Annotated in this window: 13 protein-coding genes and 1 pseudogene; 9 read left to right on the forward strand and 5 right to left on the reverse strand. The window is 48.1% G+C overall.

Annotation, left to right across the window (positions count from 1 at the left end):
- Positions 1 to 2 precede the first annotated feature (2 nt).
- Positions 3 to 914: a LysR family transcriptional regulator gene (locus tag R7P35_RS06435; protein ID WP_029852941.1), complete on the forward strand. Its 912-nt coding sequence runs from the start codon at positions 3 to 5 to the stop codon at positions 912 to 914.
- Here R7P35_RS06435 and R7P35_RS06440 read toward each other — a convergent pair.
- Entirely contained in the window at positions 867 to 1,802 is a 936-nt protein-coding gene (locus tag R7P35_RS06440) for a LysR family transcriptional regulator (RefSeq protein ID WP_258458566.1), read from the reverse strand. The genes R7P35_RS06435 and R7P35_RS06440 overlap by 48 nt on opposite strands.
- Before the next feature lie 198 nt (positions 1,803 to 2,000).
- Here R7P35_RS06440 and grxB point away from each other — a divergent pair, with 198 nt between their 5' ends.
- Both grxB and R7P35_RS06450 read left to right on the forward strand, forming a co-directional pair.
- Complete coding sequence (grxB, locus tag R7P35_RS06445; protein WP_015312939.1) at positions 2,001 to 2,630, forward strand: glutaredoxin 2; 630 nt, start codon at positions 2,001 to 2,003, stop codon at positions 2,628 to 2,630.
- A gap of 10 nt (positions 2,631 to 2,640) precedes the next feature.
- Complete coding sequence (locus R7P35_RS06450) at positions 2,641 to 3,765, forward strand: alkene reductase (protein ID WP_318091879.1); 1,125 nt, start codon at positions 2,641 to 2,643, stop codon at positions 3,763 to 3,765.
- Between the two features lie 82 nt (positions 3,766 to 3,847).
- Here the strand turns inward: R7P35_RS06450 and R7P35_RS06455 are convergent, their stop codons facing one another.
- Genes R7P35_RS06455 through R7P35_RS06465 form a run of 3 tightly spaced genes read right to left on the reverse strand, consistent with a single transcriptional unit; the run spans position 3,848 to position 6,225 of the window.
- Positions 3,848 to 4,906 (reverse strand): zinc-binding dehydrogenase, encoded by a 1,059-nt coding sequence (locus R7P35_RS06455; protein ID WP_053307200.1) that lies wholly within the window; start codon positions 4,904 to 4,906, stop codon positions 3,848 to 3,850.
- Positions 4,907 to 4,910: 4 nt separating this feature from the next.
- Positions 4,911 to 5,423: a 2,4'-dihydroxyacetophenone dioxygenase family protein gene (locus R7P35_RS06460; RefSeq protein ID WP_053304588.1), complete on the reverse strand. Its 513-nt coding sequence runs from the start codon at positions 5,421 to 5,423 to the stop codon at positions 4,911 to 4,913.
- Positions 5,424 to 5,463: 40 nt separating this feature from the next.
- The gene (locus tag R7P35_RS06465; RefSeq protein ID WP_086047528.1) at positions 5,464 to 6,225 is read right to left on the reverse strand and encodes an SDR family NAD(P)-dependent oxidoreductase; all 762 of its coding nucleotides are present in this window, start codon (positions 6,223 to 6,225) and stop codon (positions 5,464 to 5,466) included.
- A gap of 131 nt (positions 6,226 to 6,356) precedes the next feature.
- On the opposite strand from R7P35_RS06465, the pseudogene R7P35_RS06470 reads away from it, so the two are divergent.
- Positions 6,357 to 7,230: pseudogene (locus tag R7P35_RS06470) on the forward strand (AraC family transcriptional regulator ligand-binding domain-containing protein).
- Between the two features lie 20 nt (positions 7,231 to 7,250).
- On the opposite strand, the gene R7P35_RS06475 reads toward R7P35_RS06470, so the two are convergent.
- The gene (locus tag R7P35_RS06475; RefSeq protein ID WP_080996177.1) at positions 7,251 to 8,684 is read right to left on the reverse strand and encodes a PLP-dependent aminotransferase family protein; all 1,434 of its coding nucleotides are present in this window, start codon (positions 8,682 to 8,684) and stop codon (positions 7,251 to 7,253) included.
- A gap of 271 nt (positions 8,685 to 8,955) precedes the next feature.
- On the opposite strand from R7P35_RS06475, the gene doeA reads away from it, so the two are divergent.
- The 5 genes from doeA (at position 8,956) to R7P35_RS06500 (ending at position 14,929) form a co-directional block, all read left to right on the forward strand.
- Entirely contained in the window at positions 8,956 to 10,143 is a 1,188-nt protein-coding gene (doeA, locus tag R7P35_RS06480) for an ectoine hydrolase DoeA (protein ID WP_086047530.1), read from the forward strand.
- Between the two features lie 54 nt (positions 10,144 to 10,197).
- Entirely contained in the window at positions 10,198 to 11,205 is a 1,008-nt protein-coding gene (doeB, locus tag R7P35_RS06485; protein ID WP_005373782.1) for a N(2)-acetyl-L-2,4-diaminobutanoate deacetylase DoeB, read from the forward strand.
- Positions 11,206 to 11,328: 123 nt separating this feature from the next.
- Positions 11,329 to 11,808: an Lrp/AsnC family transcriptional regulator gene (locus tag R7P35_RS06490; RefSeq protein ID WP_005387046.1), complete on the forward strand. Its 480-nt coding sequence runs from the start codon at positions 11,329 to 11,331 to the stop codon at positions 11,806 to 11,808.
- Positions 11,809 to 11,963: 155 nt separating this feature from the next.
- The gene (locus tag R7P35_RS06495) at positions 11,964 to 13,484 is read left to right on the forward strand and encodes an NAD-dependent succinate-semialdehyde dehydrogenase (RefSeq protein WP_258624620.1); all 1,521 of its coding nucleotides are present in this window, start codon (positions 11,964 to 11,966) and stop codon (positions 13,482 to 13,484) included.
- Positions 13,485 to 13,525: 41 nt separating this feature from the next.
- Entirely contained in the window at positions 13,526 to 14,929 is a 1,404-nt protein-coding gene (locus R7P35_RS06500) for an aspartate aminotransferase family protein (RefSeq protein WP_318091882.1), read from the forward strand.
- Positions 14,930 to 15,042: the final 113 nt, after the last annotated feature.

Below are 15,042 nucleotides of genomic sequence, written 5' to 3' on the forward strand. Positions count from 1 at the left end.
AAATGGACAAATCTCTGCAGCAATTTTTACTGGTTGCACGCTGCCAAAGCATCAGTGCTGCGGCAAGAATGGCAGGGTTAAGCCAGCCAACGGTAACAAGCAATTTAAAGAAGCTGGAAGAGAATCTCGGCGTGACGCTGTTTGAACGTCATCCTAATGGCATGGTGTTGACCGAATACGGACGCATCCTCTATCGCCATAGCAACGCGATGCAGCATGAATACAACCAAATGATGCAAAGCATTGATGAACGGAAACAGTATCAAGTCGGAAAAATTAAAATGGGTACTGGCGATGCGTGGTGGCCGCTGTTCGTCAAACAAGCACTCAATGAACATCTGACCAAGCAGCCATCGGCATCTACACACGTCGAATTTGGCAACCACTTAGGCTTGATGGATTCATTAATCAACGAACAGATTGAATTCTTCATCGGCCACGAGATTGTCGGCTTGTCGTCTAAATGCGATGTTACGTTTATTCCGCTATTTCAAACGGTTGATGCCTATTTTGTTTCCTCAAACCATCCACTGCTAGGGAAAACCGTCACCGAAGAAATGCTGCACGAATACCCCGCTCTTTCGGTCACTTATGACGCTAAGAAATTCGCTCACGTCATCGACAACCCAATCCCGAAACAAAATGAACGCGAAAGGCAGCAACTGGATGACAGACCGACTTACGAAGTGGATTCTCTGCTCGCCAGCATTGATGTACTGAAAGAAAGCGTCGCGGTGATGTCTTATACCCGCCATCTGCAACCGTATTTGGAATCCTTTGGCTTACGATGCTTAACCATGGAAAACGAACCAAACCCTGGCACCGTCGGGATTTATCGCCACCGCCGAGAAACCTCGGAATCGCATCTAGATCTGATTGCTGGCATCACTCAGCGCGCTAAATTGCTCAACTAGAAAGTCCAAAAACAGGCGAACTCTTTTCGGTTGATATTGACGGCTTTGATAAATGACATGCAGATCCGCTTCAGCGCCTTGCGAAAAGGCGCTGAAGTTTTTCATATACCCATCCAAAACCGTTACTAAACGTTGTTGTTTTAGGTCTTGCTGAATATCTAAAATCGATTTCAACGCAATCCCCGCACCGTCCAACGCCCATTGTCGAATCACTTCACCATCATCAGAAAATCGCTTTGGCGTGACCGTGATCGTTTGGTTAGACTCTTCATCTTTAAAGTGCCACGTTTTTAATTCTTCATTGCTGCGCACCATGGCTAAGCAGCGATGATCCGCGAGATCTTGTGGGCAGTTTGGGATACCTTGCTTCGACAAATAATCAGGTGACGCGCACAGCACACGTTGACTCGACGCCAGCTTGCGCGAAATGAGATTGCTGTCCGCTAACTCACCGTAACGAATCACTAAATCGAGCCCCGATTCAGCCAAGTTCGATAAATTGTCATTAAGATATAGATAAGGCGTCACATCCGGATATTGCTCAGAAAAAGCCGACACCATCGGCGAAATAATTTGTTTGCCAATATCTCGTGGAGCTGAAATTTTCAACGTTCCGCGCACTTCCGAAATACCCGTTTGCAGTAAGTTTTCCGTCTCTTTCACGCTATCAATGATGTTCAGACAAGCTTGATGGTACATTGCCCCTGCGTCCGTGAGTGATACGTGGCGTGTGCTTCGGTTGAGCAGCTTTACGCCATAGCGTTCTTCTATCGCTTGCAGCCTTGCCGTTACCGTCGCCGGAGACAAACCTAACTCCCTTCCCGCCGCTGCCAGACCTTGATGTTTAACGATGCTGACAAACAACGTCATATCCGAAAACTTATCCATCTTCGCGCCCTTATTATTTGAAAAAACTGAATAATCAATTCAGATATTACTCAATTATCAAATTAAATCGAATCCATATACTGACCCTATCGACATTGTTTAGACCCAGAACGTTATGTGACAGGGCAAAGTTAAACGCCGTAACGCTGTTCAACGCACAACAACACGCCCTGCCCAGCCAAGAGATAGGAAACAAAAATGAAACTGTACATTTATGAACATTGCCCCTTTAGCGCCCGCGTCCGTTTTGTTGCAGGCATGCTGAATATTCAGCTCGACGTCATCAACATTGCTTATGACGACGAGAGCACCACCACAAACCTCATCGGCGCAAAACAAGTTCCTCTTTTGATCAAAGACGATGGTGAAGCCATGGCGGAAAGCTTAGACATCATCAACTACTTCCTTGAATTGGCATCTTCCAGCGAAAACAGCCAACCCTCAACACCGGTTTTAGACTGGCAAAAACAAGCATTTTTACCGCTACAAAAAGTCGGGTATCCGCGTTGGTCAAACATGACGTTACCGGAATTTGCAACAGAAACCGCTAAACAAGCATGGCGTGCAAAAAAAGAAACCGAAGCGTTAAATTTTGAAGCTTTGATTAACGATACACCTGCGATTGCGAAAGAAGTCGCCGCTTTGATAGAACAAACTAAACCCTTGCTCAACCTAAGTTCAGAAAAGCAAACGTCACTGGTTGATCAAGCCATTATGTTTTCCATTCTACGCGGCTTTTTCAGTGCGCCCGAAGTGCAATGGGATCCAGCCGTACTTCACTGGATGGCAACCGCTCGTAAAGCGACCAACGTGCCAGTACTTATCTAAGGAGCGCATCATGAAACAAAGAACAAATAAGCTGTTTGAACCAGCTCAACTGAAAGCGTTGTCACTACAAAACCGCATTGTCATGGCACCAATGACTCGCGCACGCACCACTCAGCCGGGCAACATCCCGAATGAGATGATGGCAACGTATTATCAACAGCGCGCTTCTGCCGGGCTGATCATTTCCGAAGCCACACAAATTTCGGACGATTCTCAAGGCTATTCGTTCACCCCTGGCGTTTACACCGATGCGCAAGTGGCGGGCTGGCAGGGTGTGACCCAAGCGGTCAAGTCACAAGGCGCAGCGATGTTTTGTCAGCTATGGCATGTGGGCAGAGTGTCTCACCCAACATTCCAAAATGGTGAACAGCCTATCGCGCCATCTGCGCTCGCTCCGGTAGAGACGCAAGTTTGGATTGCAGATGAACAAGGCAACGGCAATATGGTCGATTGTGTTGAGCCACACGCCATGACACAAGCGGATATCAACCGAGTTGTCGGTGATTTCGCGAACGCAGCCAAACGCGCTATTGAATCGGGTTTTGATGGTGTAGAAATCCACGGCGGGAATGGGTATCTGATCGATCAGTTCTTAAGAACCAACTCAAACCATCGAATAGACAACTACGGCGGTTCACGAGAAAATCGTATCCGTTTTCTTATCGAAGTAGTGGATGCAGTTATCGCCGCTATTGGTGCGCATCGAGTTGGAGTGAGACTGGCACCATTCATTACGTTTAAAGATATGGACTGCCCAGATATCGTTCCAACAATCTTGGAAGCATCAAAACAGCTACAGGAGCGCGACATTGCCTACTTGCACTTGTCCGAGGCCGATTGGGCCGATGCACCAACGATTCCTGAGACGTTTCGAATCGAACTTAGAAAGCGCTTTCGCAACGCTATTATTGTTGCCGGTCGCTACGATCCTCAACGAGCAAACGAAGTATTAGAGAAAGGCTACGCGGATCTTGTCGCATTCGGACGGCCATTCGTAGCAAACCCAGACTTAGTCTCTCGCTTGCAACATCACCATCCGTTGGCAGAACTCGATGGCTCAACGTTGTTTGGCGGAAACGAACGAGGCTACACCGATTACCCTGCTCTGCAACAGGAATGCGCAGAACAGGCCTAACAAAAAAGCCCCAACCTAGCTGCTACGGTTGGGGCTGTCACCAAACTAAAATTGGTTTTAGCTAGCTTAATCTGGCTAAGAGTTAAATCACTTCTAACGCGCCGCTGCGCCAAGGTTCGATAACCACTTTGATGTGGTCATTGGGAGTCATTAACTGTCTAAACGCATCTTCCACACCATCGATCCCTACTTTGGCAGTGAGCATTTTCTGCCAAGGCAACTTATGTTCGGCAATCGCTTGTAGGCATTGCTCAAACTCGTGCGGTTGGTAGTAGTAAGAGAATCTCAAGTCGAGCTCTTTTACCGTCGCGTACGCGTAGTTAATGATTGCGGGTGTCGTATGGATACCCGAGATGACGATTCGCGCTCGGGCAGGAGCGCGGCGCAGAAAATCGTCAATCAAGGTATGCTTGCCAACACACTCATAAATGACCAAGCGTGAATTCATCGCGTACTGTGCCCCGACGGCGATCTCGTCTTCCTTGGTCGGGTTGATCAATCGATTTGCGCCAAACTCGCTGGCAAGTTGCAGCTTTTCTTCCTGAAGATCGACCGCAAGAATATTGCTGACGCCACGTTGTTTCAGTGCAGCAATCACCGCCAGCCCTATAGGGCCGCAACCGACAACCAGCGCTGTTTCTTCCGTTTCGATTTCACTGCGGTTGACCGCGTGCAAACCGACCGCTAGTGGTTCGGTTAATGCCGCCGCCTCAGACGGCATTCCGTCTGGCACAGGTAGCAATAACGCTTCATCAAGCAGGAAATACTCAGAGTAAGCGCCATAAGTACCCGGAGTAACACCAACGCCCGCGCCATTTTGGCTGAGCAACATCGGCACTGAGGTGACTCGGCTACCAACGGACAACGTTTGCTGCGTATCGGCACCGTATTCGATAATTTCCGCGCAGAACTCATGCCCCAACATCACTTGAGCGTGCTCACCGGCTTCATCAGGCATCAACCCGAGCTGGTGGAATACATCAAATACCTCATCCGCGTGTCGAGTAATGTGAAGGTCGGAGCCACAAATGCCACAAGCTAGACTACGAACCAACACTTGTCCCGCTGCAGGTTTGGGGATTTCGACTTGCTTCAGGCGGACACTACCATCCTGCATTATGATACTGTTCATCTGTTGCATGGGGTTACTCCGCTAGCTCATCGCTTAGGCCAGCAATCGCACCCGGTTTGATGTAGCGCGCAGTGAAGCCTTGTGCTTTCGCTGTTGCAATAACAACTTGCTCAATCCAACCTGCATCCATGATGTTGATGAAGTTACCCTCGTCGTCAAAGTTAATGTTCGCACCTTGGATCACCATAAATCCATCTGCACCACCCGACTCTTCTGGACAGTGAAAGGTATGAATCGAACCACCTGGCTCATACAAATAACTACCAGCGGTTTGGACTTGGTTTGGGTATTCAATGTAGTGCCAAGCGCCACTCAGTGTATAGAAATGCACCACACCAGTGTGGAAGTGCTTAGGTAAAGTCACGCCCGGTTTGAACTTGGCGCGTATCACCCAAGTTCCGTTTTCTGGGTCAAGAAACAACGGGTAAACATCCACACCCGGTAATGCGTCTTTGATGATCGACTCTTCATTGGTATTAAGAGTTAATAAGAAATCTTGGTGCTGAATAACTTCTGGTAATGACATAACTTACATCCTCGCTGTTGCTGTAATGTGGCGTACTCGCCTATCCCATAAGTGGGTACTTAAAATTCTCGAAACCGTCAGATGCGCTGATGGTACAACCGTTGATACAGTTGGCTTTCTCGCTGACCAGAAACGCCACCACATCAGCAATCTCTTCTGGTTGTGTGAAGTTTTGACGCATCTGTTCTTTGCGGATGTGGTCCCACAGGCCAATCTCTTCGTATTGCCTTAACATCGGAGTATCAACGCGTCCCGGAGCGACAGCGCAAACACGAATACCCAATGGTGCGAGTTCTAATGCGGCGCATTTGGTCATCATATCGACTGCGGCTTTACTGACGTTGTAGGTAAAGGTCATCTCAGACGCCATTCGTGCGTAAACAGAAGAAGTATTGAGGATCACGCCCGGCGTGCCTTGCGCTTGGAATTGTCGCCCAGCGGCGAGAATTCCGTAGTAGACACCATTTTGGTTGACCTTTGAGATCGGCTCAAAATCAGCAATTGGGTCGTGGTCAAGCAGAGGTTTCGGTGCACCGATGCCCGCGTTGTTGACCATGATGTCAAGTGAGCCAAATAGTTCGACCGCGTACTTCACCATGGCTTCGACTTGTTGGTAATCGGTGACGTCCGCAACAAAGGTTTCCAACTGCTTAGGGCCAAAACTTGCGTACATTTGCAGTGATTGCTCTGAAATATCTACAGCAAGCACTTTGGCTCCTTGCTCTCTTAGCTTTGCAATAATAGCTTGCCCAATTCCACCCGCAGCGTCAGTCACGATGGCCGTTTTATTGATAAGTTCCATACACCTTCTCATTCATGCGTTTTTGTTATCAAAATGTAACCTAGATCAACTCACTGACACTCACTTGACCTTTTGCGAAGTAAATTTGACACATTGCGATTTACAACCTGTTAACATTTAAAAATCGAGACATGTATATCGTACGAAGTGGCGCTGCCGATAAATTTGATAGCTTGGTTTCCGAACTGGGGCAGAATCCGGTTGAGATTATGGCTGCCGTCGGGCTGTCTGCGGCGCAGTTTCGCAATCCCGATACGTATCTCGCCTACCCTAGGCTGGCTGAATTGCTGGAGGAAGCGGCTGCTCGTTGTCAGCAACCGTTGTTTGGTGCGTTACTCGCTGAGCGTCAAAACCTACAAAGCTTGGGGGACTTACCAATGCTGGTTTCTCGCGCGGAAACGGTTGGTGATGCCTTGGCGCGGGTGAATGATTTTCTCTATCTACATTCGTCAGGGGTAACTCTCAACATGACGCCACAAGATGATTGGGTACGGTTGTCGCTCAATATTGATGTGCACAGCGAACGAGGTATCGCGCAGTTGATGCAGCTCAGTGTGTCGCATCTGGCGATGTTTGTTGCGAGCTTACTTGATATTGAAGCAAGTCACTTCGCGCTACATTTGACTCAACACGCAACATTGGAAGTAGAAAAAAGCAAGTTTGCCCAGCAGAACAAACTGCGTTTCGGTGATAAGTTTGACGGTATCCTACTTAAAGCGACTCTGCTTAACGCTAAGAACCACCAAGATGAAGACGCACTAGAGCGCCATTTTCAACAGCACCTCAAAGAGCTGCAAACCCGTTACCCCAACAATCTCAGTGACCAAGCAGCAAACATGATTGGCCGTCTGCTCTCAACCGGAGAATGCAGCGTTGAGCGCGTTGCAACTGGGCTATGCAGAAACTGCGGTCTTCAGCCGCCACTTTCGTCGCTGGACGGGAAAATCGCCAAGGCAATGGCGACAAGAAAAAACTCAGTTACAAACGTTTAAGCCCATCAGATAAAAGCATAAATAACCTATCGCTCAAACTAAAAAGTGTGAGGTGGGAGGGTTGGTATCGAGAATTTCAGCAATCACAGATAACCCGTGTTTGATGTAGCCTCGGTTTGTTTCTGCTCCCAAACTGATTCGCACGTAAGGCATTGGCTGATTAGTATCGAGAACAAACGGTTTGTATCCCGTGATCTGCACCCCTGAACGCTTAGCCGAAGCAACCAGGTCATCGCTATTCCACTGCTCGGGTAGTCTCAACCAAATATGCTGTCCATTCGGGTGCGAGCTATAAACATGCCCTTCTAAAGCGGCTTTTGCTATTCGCTGTCGCTTAGCAAACTCATTGACTTGAAAGCGAATAAGTCGATTTAACGTACCGTTTTCGATCCACAAATGAGCGACTTCAAATGGTAATGGAGTCGCAGACCAACTCGTAGCCGCTAAACGACCAATCGCGTGCTGCAGAAAATGACGTGGGACCGTCAGATAGCCAGTGCGCATGCCTGGCGCTACAACTTTGGTTAAACTGGTGACATAGAAAGCTTGTTCGGGTAACAATGTGGCAAGGGGTGGGACACGGTTAGGTTCTAGTGCTCCATACACGTCATCTTCAATGACATAGATGTCGTATTGCTGCGCAATATTCGCTATCGCCTCTCGGCGTGCAACATCCATATGCGCACTAGTCGGGTTAGCCATGCTCGGTGTGCAACACAATACCTTGATTGGTTTGTGTTTACATGCCCATTCAAATGCATCCGGCGTTATACCAAACTCATCCATTTCAAGTGGTTGCAACTTAAATCCAAGCATTCTCGAGCGAGAGATCAAGCCATGATCAACCAAGTGACCACAAGCAACTAAATCACCGTGTTCAACAACTGTGCTTAAAGCCAACGTTAAACCATGGCATGCACCATTTGTGAGTAATATTTGATCGGCACCCACATCCAGCCCTTGGCTACTTAGAAATCGTACTCCTGACTCAATATGATGAGGCTGACCTGTTACCGGCTTTGCTTTACTGATCAAACCACGATTGTTTGTTTGCCCAGCAATCTCCATTAACGCCTGATTAAAAAGCGTAATGTGGCGATCGGTCACCACTGGATGTGCAATCGACATATCAATTTCATCCGGCGTTTCTTTCATCTCTTGTGTCAGCATGAACTCCGTGTCCGTACTTTCATCCACAAAACCTGATTTGACAAAAGTACCATTCCCAACCCAAGACTCGATCGCCCCTTTTTTCTCTGCATAACCATATGCATGGCTCACCGTTTGTACGCTGACGCCAATTTGCTCTGCAAACTCACGATGTGTGGGTAATCGAGTTCCCGGTTTTAGATAACCACTGCGGACACATTCGACAAGATAGTTACCAATGGAGATGTATTTAGCGGTGCCTGGCCGAATGATCGGGTTCAAAGAAATTGTCATGACACAATATTTTAATTGATTCATTTTTAACGCTCATTGTAACTTCCATTTAACAAATGGCGAACTTTAACTCACAAAACGAGGTGAAATGCACAAAAATAAACCACAATTGTAATGATTGACATGAAATGTATGGGTTAAACAAACATGTTAAACAGCATCGTTTAATCCAAATACAACCCCAGAGGTAAATTGCAATCATTTTTAACGCAGATCTGGCTAGCTGGTAGAAGGTAGAAATACCTCAGCGTCTCCGAAGGCCCATAAGGCGTCGGATTTCTAACAAGGAGAAAATATGAGAGGCGTTGCTTTGCATTTTACACTGGATGAGTTCCAGGATCGGTTAACGAAAGTTCGGCAATCGATGGAAGAAAGAGAATTGGATGTCCTTATCATTCATGACCCTTCTAACATGGCGTGGCTGACAGGCTATGATGGGTGGTCTTTTTACGTGCCACAATGTGTCGTTGTTGGTCCATCTGATGAACCCGTTTGGTTTGGACGCTGCCAAGATGCCAACGGAGCATACAGGACTGCGTATATGTCGGCAGAAAACATCACCTACTATCCAGACCATTATGTAATGAATCCGCCGCTACACCCGATGGATTTCCTGGTCGAAGCCGTACTGTCTCCGCGCCTTTGGGATCGTGGTCGTATCGGTGTAGAAAAAGATAACTATTACTTTAGCGCCACCGCTTACGAATCACTCACTACGCACCTACCGAATGCTCAACTTCTCGATGCAACCGGACTAGTCAACTGGTGCCGCGCCGTTAAATCCGATCAAGAACTGGCATACATGTACCGTGCCGCTCGCATTGTTGAAAACATGCACCGTGTCGCGTTCGACATGATTGAACCAGGATTACCGAAACACCACCTTGTTGCCGAGATTAACCGTCAAGCCGTGCTCGGGCATGAAGACCACTTTGGCGATTACACCGCGATTGTGCCGCTTTTGCCATCAGGTTCTGATGCTTCCGCACCTCACCTGACTTGGGATGACAGACCCTTCAAGAAAGGCGAAGGGACGTTTTTTGAAATTGCAGGGGCGCACCGCCGTTACCATTGTCCACTCTCTCGCACTATTTTTCTTGGCGAGCCTGACGACAAGTTTAAACGAGCCGACGAAGCCCTAACTTTAGGGCTTGAAGCAGGCTTGAAAGTGGCAAAGCCCGGAAATACCTGCGCCGACATCGCCAATGCACTAAACCAGGTTCTCGATAAAGCAGGATTCTCACGCGAAGGCGCCCGTTGTGGCTATCCAATAGGTTTGAGCTACCCGCCAGATTGGGGGGAACGAACCATGAGTTTGCGAGACACCGATAAAACCATCTTGAGAGAAGGTATGACATTCCATTTTATGCCGGGGCTGTGGTTCAAAGATTGGGGGTTAGAAACAACGGAAAGTATCGTCATTACCCATGATGGAGCAAAAACATTGTGTGATTTTCCACGCCACTTATTTGTTAAACACTAATTTTTCAAACCTTAAGCTCTGTTGAGCCAGGTCTGAGAACTAAAAGGACTTGATATGCAAAAAAGCTCGATCACAGCCACCATAGACTTTGACCGAGAAGGTGTACAGCACGGCTTTTTAACGCTGCCCTATTCACATGACGACTCCGCTTGGGGCAGTATTATGATACCTATCACCGTGATCAAAAATGGTCACGGACCAACCGCACTGCTTACTGGCGGTAATCACGGAGACGAATACGAAGGCATCACCAGCCTGCTAAAATTGACGAACTCGCTTCAGGCAGATCAAATCCAAGGTCGTGTCATTATTGTACCCATGATGAACTTACCTGCGGTACAAAATGCCTCACGTACGTCGTTTATCGATAAAGGGAATTTAAATCGCAGCTTTCCCGGCAACCCCATAGGCACAGTGACCGAGAAAATTGCGGATTATTTTACTCGTTACCTAGTTCCTAAGTGCGATTTTGCGTTAGACATTCACTCAGGTGGTAAAACGTTAGATATCGTGCCGTTCGCCGCTGCCCATCGTCTCGACAATCTCGATCAAGAAGAAGCCTGCATATTAGGTGCAAAACTGTTTGGCGCACCTTACACCATGATCTTGCTCGAAATGGACGCCACCAGCCTGTATGACACTGCCGTGGAGTCTCAGGGAAAAATCTTTGTTACCACCGAACTAAGAGGAGGCGGAACCAGCACTCCAGAAACCATCGCTTATTCCGACCGTGGCATTCGCAACTTCTTACGCTTCTCAGGCAACTTGCCCGGTGACTACGAACAACCAACCCAACCAACTAAGTTATTAGATATGCCTGATGCAAGTTGTTATGTGCAAAGCCAGCACCACGGCATCACAGAATACTTATTTGATCTTGGCGATACCGTCAAAAAGGGAGATGTATTAGTGAGAATCTTCTCGACCGAGCGCACAGGTACCGCCCCCGTTGAGTACAAGTCACAGCGCAATGGTATTTTCGCGGCACGTCGTTTTCCTGCTATGGTGAATATCGGTGACACTATCGCAGTTATAGCCGAAGACTGCGGCGAGATAGGCTGATTGAAAAGCCAACTAAAGAAATCAAAACAAATGGCATACCAGAAGCAAACTGGAAAGCACCTTATAACAGCGACCAGTCATCAGCCTTTATGAAATGATTAGTATTCAACAGGGAGACTCATAATGCGCCTCGATCGCTACGACGTAAAAATTCTACAAATACTTCATGATAATGGTCGTATCACCAAATCTCACCTTGCCGAGGCCATCAACCTATCCGTGAGCCCTTGCTGGGAGCGCGTCAAAAAACTGGAAGAAGCAGGCATCATTGAAGGTTACGGAGCAAAAGTAAATACCGATATTTTGTTCAAACGAACGTCGGTTATGGTTGAAGTTACGCTCAAAGAACACAACGCCCAAGCGTTCAAACGCTTCGAGCAACTGGTTCAACATTCACCAGAAGTCACTGATTGCTATGCCACGGGCGGTGGTATCGATTACATCCTTAAAATTCAGTCAGAAGATATCGACCAATATCAGCGGCTTATCGACAACTGGTTAGACTCAGATGTGGGCATTGAGCGCTACTTTACTTACATTGTGACAAAAACAATCAAACGTGATGCGGGCACATTCGAAGTAAACCAAAACGCTTTGTTATAAAAGGGAAAATGCGTATCAGGCGTGAACAGAAAAAACACCATATTTAACGGCACTAAAAAGAAAGTTCTGACGTTTTAAACCTCGGTATCAGAAATTATTTCGGTCACTTCTCCATTACAGTTTCATTATGGACAACGATGCTGGGAGAAGGACTCATGACAGCACTGCACAGCTTACACGCTGAAGAATTAAAAGCCTCGCACGACATGATGGCGATAATGAAAGACGTACGTTTGGTGAGAGGTTTAGCGTACGTGAATGGCAAATGGGTAAGTGGTGATCAATTTCATCCGGTGGATAATCCAGCAGATGGCACGGTCATCGGTTACATCACTAAGCTATCTCAGCAACAACTCTATCAAGCGATTGATGAAGCCGACCAAGCCTTTCGTCAATGGCGAAAAATGCAAGCAGAAGAGCGCGCTGAAATTCTCATGCGTTGGCACGACCTGATTCTAGAATCAAAGCAAGATCTTGCTCATTTGATGGTGATGGAGCAAGGAAAAACACTAGGTGATGCTGTAGGTGAGATTGACTACGGCGCATCCTTTGTTCGTTGGTTTGCCGAAGAAGCACGCCGCAGCTATGGTGAAACCATCCCAAGTCATATTCCGAATGCGCAGCTATCAACCGTGCGCGAGCCGATTGGTGTCGCAGCACTGATTACGCCATGGAACTTTCCTAATGCCATGATCACACGCAAAGCCGCTGCCGCACTAGCAATAGGCTGTCCGGTGCTCATTAAGCCCGCCAGTGAAACGCCTTTTTCTGCGTTAGCGTTGGCAGAGTTAGCAGACCGAGCTGGCTTTCCACCTGGTGTCTTTAACGTGATCACTGGCGATGCGGTGATGGTGTCACAAGCCTTGTGTCACTCCGATAAAGTCAAAGCGCTCTCGTTCACAGGCTCAACTCGAGTAGGCAAACTATTGCTACGCGACGCGGCACAAACCGTGAAGAAGTGCAGTATGGAGCTCGGTGGTAACGCCCCTTTCATCGTGCTGCCAGATATGGATGTCGAGCAAGCAGCCAAAGCCGCCGTGGATGCGAAGTTTCAAACCGCAGGACAAGACTGCTTGGCCGCAAACCGTATATTCGTCCCTGACGATAAGTACGAAGCGTTTTTGGAAGCGTTTGCCAAAGAAATGAGCCACATCGTTTTGGGCAATGGCTTAGACGAAAAAACCACCATGGGACCGCTTATTAATCGCACTGCGGTGGATAAAGCGCATGATTTGGTGCGTGACGCGCTCGACAAAGGCGCGCGATTGGTAGCGGGATACCACCAGCCCGTACCAGGCGAAAACTTCTTCGCGCCGACATTGCTAGCCGATGTAACCCCAGAAATGGCGGTGTATCGCGAAGAGAATTTTTGTCCTGTGGCAGGCGTATTGCCTTACCAAGACTTAGATACCGTGATTGAAATGAGCAACGACACTGAGTACGGCTTAGCTGCCTATGTTTATGGTCACGATATTCACCAAATTTGGCACTGCATGCGCGGTTTGGAGTTTGGCATGGTGAGCGTGAACTCCGTCAAAATGACAGGGCACCCTATCCCATTCGGCGGCGTGAAACAGTCTGGTCTTGGACGAGAAGGAAGCCGTCACGGATTTGAAGAATACAGTGAAATCAAATACTGCTGCTTAGGCGCTTTACCAACCGTCAGTGGCAGTTGAGACACGAAATATGGATATCCAATTATTCGAGGAGAAGGATCATGAGTAACAAAACCCAACAACTTTTAGAGATCGATCGTCAGAGAGTATTTCATGCCTCAACCCACCTGAAGCAGTATGCGGCCGGGGAGCTTCCGGGAAGAATTATCTCGAGCGGAAGCGGAATACGCATCACCGATTCAGAAGGCATCGAGCTGATAGACGGCTTTGCCGGGTTGTATTGTGTGAACATTGGCTATGGCAGGACCGAAATGGCCGATGCGATTTATGAGCAAGCCAAAGAACTGGCGTACTACCACACTTACGTCGGCCATACGAACGAAGCGCTCGTGACACTGTCAGATCGCATCATCAAAATGGCGCCTGAAGGCATGAGCAAAGTTTACTACGGCATGTCAGGCAGCGACGCGAACGAAACTCAACTTAAGTTGGTGTGGTATTACAACAATGCTCGTGGTCTACCAGAGAAGAAAAAAATCATTTCGCGTGACCGCGGCTACCATGGTTCAAGTATCGCGTCCGGTTCAATGACAGGTTTGCCGCTGTTCCACGCCCATTTTGATTTACCACTTGAGCGTATCAAACACACCATCGCGCCATATTATTATCGCCGTGAAGACGAGAGTATGTCTGAGCTTGAATTCTCTCAATATTGCGCAGATCAACTCGAAGCGATGATCTTGGAAGAAGGCCCAGAAACGGTAGCAGCAATGATTGCAGAACCAGTGCTCGGTACTGGCGGTATTGTGCCACCACCAGCAGGGTACTGGCAGGCGATTCGCAAAGTACTCGACAAATACGATGTACTCTTGATTGCGGATGAAGTGGTGTGTGGCTTTGGTCGCCTCGGCTCCGATTTTGGCTCACTGCACTACGACATGAAACCAGATCTCATCACGGTAGCGAAAGGATTAACTTCGGCGTATCAACCGCTGTCTGGCGTGATCGTCGGTGAACGAGTTTGGAGTGTGCTAGAAAACGGCACCGACCAATGGGGCGCTATCGGACACGGTTATACCTACTCTGGTCACCCAATGGGAGCGGCAGCCGCGAACTGCAACCTCGATATCATTGAACGTGAAGGCCTGGTGCAAAACGCAGCCGAAGTCGGCGCTTACTTGCAGCAACGTATGGCGAAGACGTTTAACGATCATCCATTGGTCGGTGATACTCGTGGCGTTGGCTTGTTGCATGCGTTGGAGTTTTCTTCAGACAAACTACGCCGAGCACACTTTGATCCAAACTTGAAAGTAGGTCCGCAAATCGCGGCAGCCTGTTTAGAGCAAGGCTTAATCGCTCGCGCTATGCCACATGGTGACATCCTCGGTTTTGCTCCACCGCTTATCGCGAATCGCAACGATATAGACACCATTGTCGACAAAGCGCATCAAGCGGTAAACAAAGTGATGGATAACCTCGTCACATCTAAACAGTGGCAGCCATAACCCACCTAGATTTCAGTAATGCTCGCGGGCTTTGGAGAAGGCCCGCTTTGCACTTTCCATTAAAGAGATAACAAGCCAACCAAACATTTTAGACCCATAGAAAGCACTATTAT

The organism is Vibrio sp. Vb0304, assembly GCF_033338995.1.
Classification (GTDB): domain Bacteria; phylum Pseudomonadota; class Gammaproteobacteria; order Enterobacterales; family Vibrionaceae; genus Vibrio; species Vibrio alginolyticus.

Bases quoted from the DNA above. Each gene is read 5' to 3' on its own strand.
- R7P35_RS06495 (WP_258624620.1), top strand. From the start codon at position 11,964: ATGACAGCACTGCACAGCTTACACGCTGAAGAATTAAAAGCCTCGCAC.
- R7P35_RS06440 (WP_258458566.1), bottom strand. From the start codon at position 1,802: ATGGATAAGTTTTCGGATATGACGTTGTTTGTCAGCATCGTTAAACAT.
- R7P35_RS06465 (WP_086047528.1), bottom strand. From the start codon at position 6,225: ATGGAACTTATCAATAAAACGGCCATCGTGACTGACGCTGCGGGTGGA.
- R7P35_RS06500 (WP_318091882.1), top strand. From the start codon at position 13,526: ATGAGTAACAAAACCCAACAACTTTTAGAGATCGATCGTCAGAGAGTA.
- R7P35_RS06450 (WP_318091879.1), top strand. From the start codon at position 2,641: ATGAAACAAAGAACAAATAAGCTGTTTGAACCAGCTCAACTGAAAGCG.
- grxB (WP_015312939.1), top strand. From the start codon at position 2,001: ATGAAACTGTACATTTATGAACATTGCCCCTTTAGCGCCCGCGTCCGT.
- R7P35_RS06455 (WP_053307200.1), bottom strand. From the start codon at position 4,906: ATGCAACAGATGAACAGTATCATAATGCAGGATGGTAGTGTCCGCCTG.
- R7P35_RS06490 (WP_005387046.1), top strand. From the start codon at position 11,329: ATGCGCCTCGATCGCTACGACGTAAAAATTCTACAAATACTTCATGAT.
- doeA (WP_086047530.1), top strand. From the start codon at position 8,956: ATGAGAGGCGTTGCTTTGCATTTTACACTGGATGAGTTCCAGGATCGG.
- R7P35_RS06475 (WP_080996177.1), bottom strand. From the start codon at position 8,684: ATGAATCAATTAAAATATTGTGTCATGACAATTTCTTTGAACCCGATC.
- R7P35_RS06460 (WP_053304588.1), bottom strand. From the start codon at position 5,423: ATGTCATTACCAGAAGTTATTCAGCACCAAGATTTCTTATTAACTCTT.
- doeB (WP_005373782.1), top strand. From the start codon at position 10,198: ATGCAAAAAAGCTCGATCACAGCCACCATAGACTTTGACCGAGAAGGT.
- R7P35_RS06435 (WP_029852941.1), top strand. From the start codon at position 3: ATGGACAAATCTCTGCAGCAATTTTTACTGGTTGCACGCTGCCAAAGC.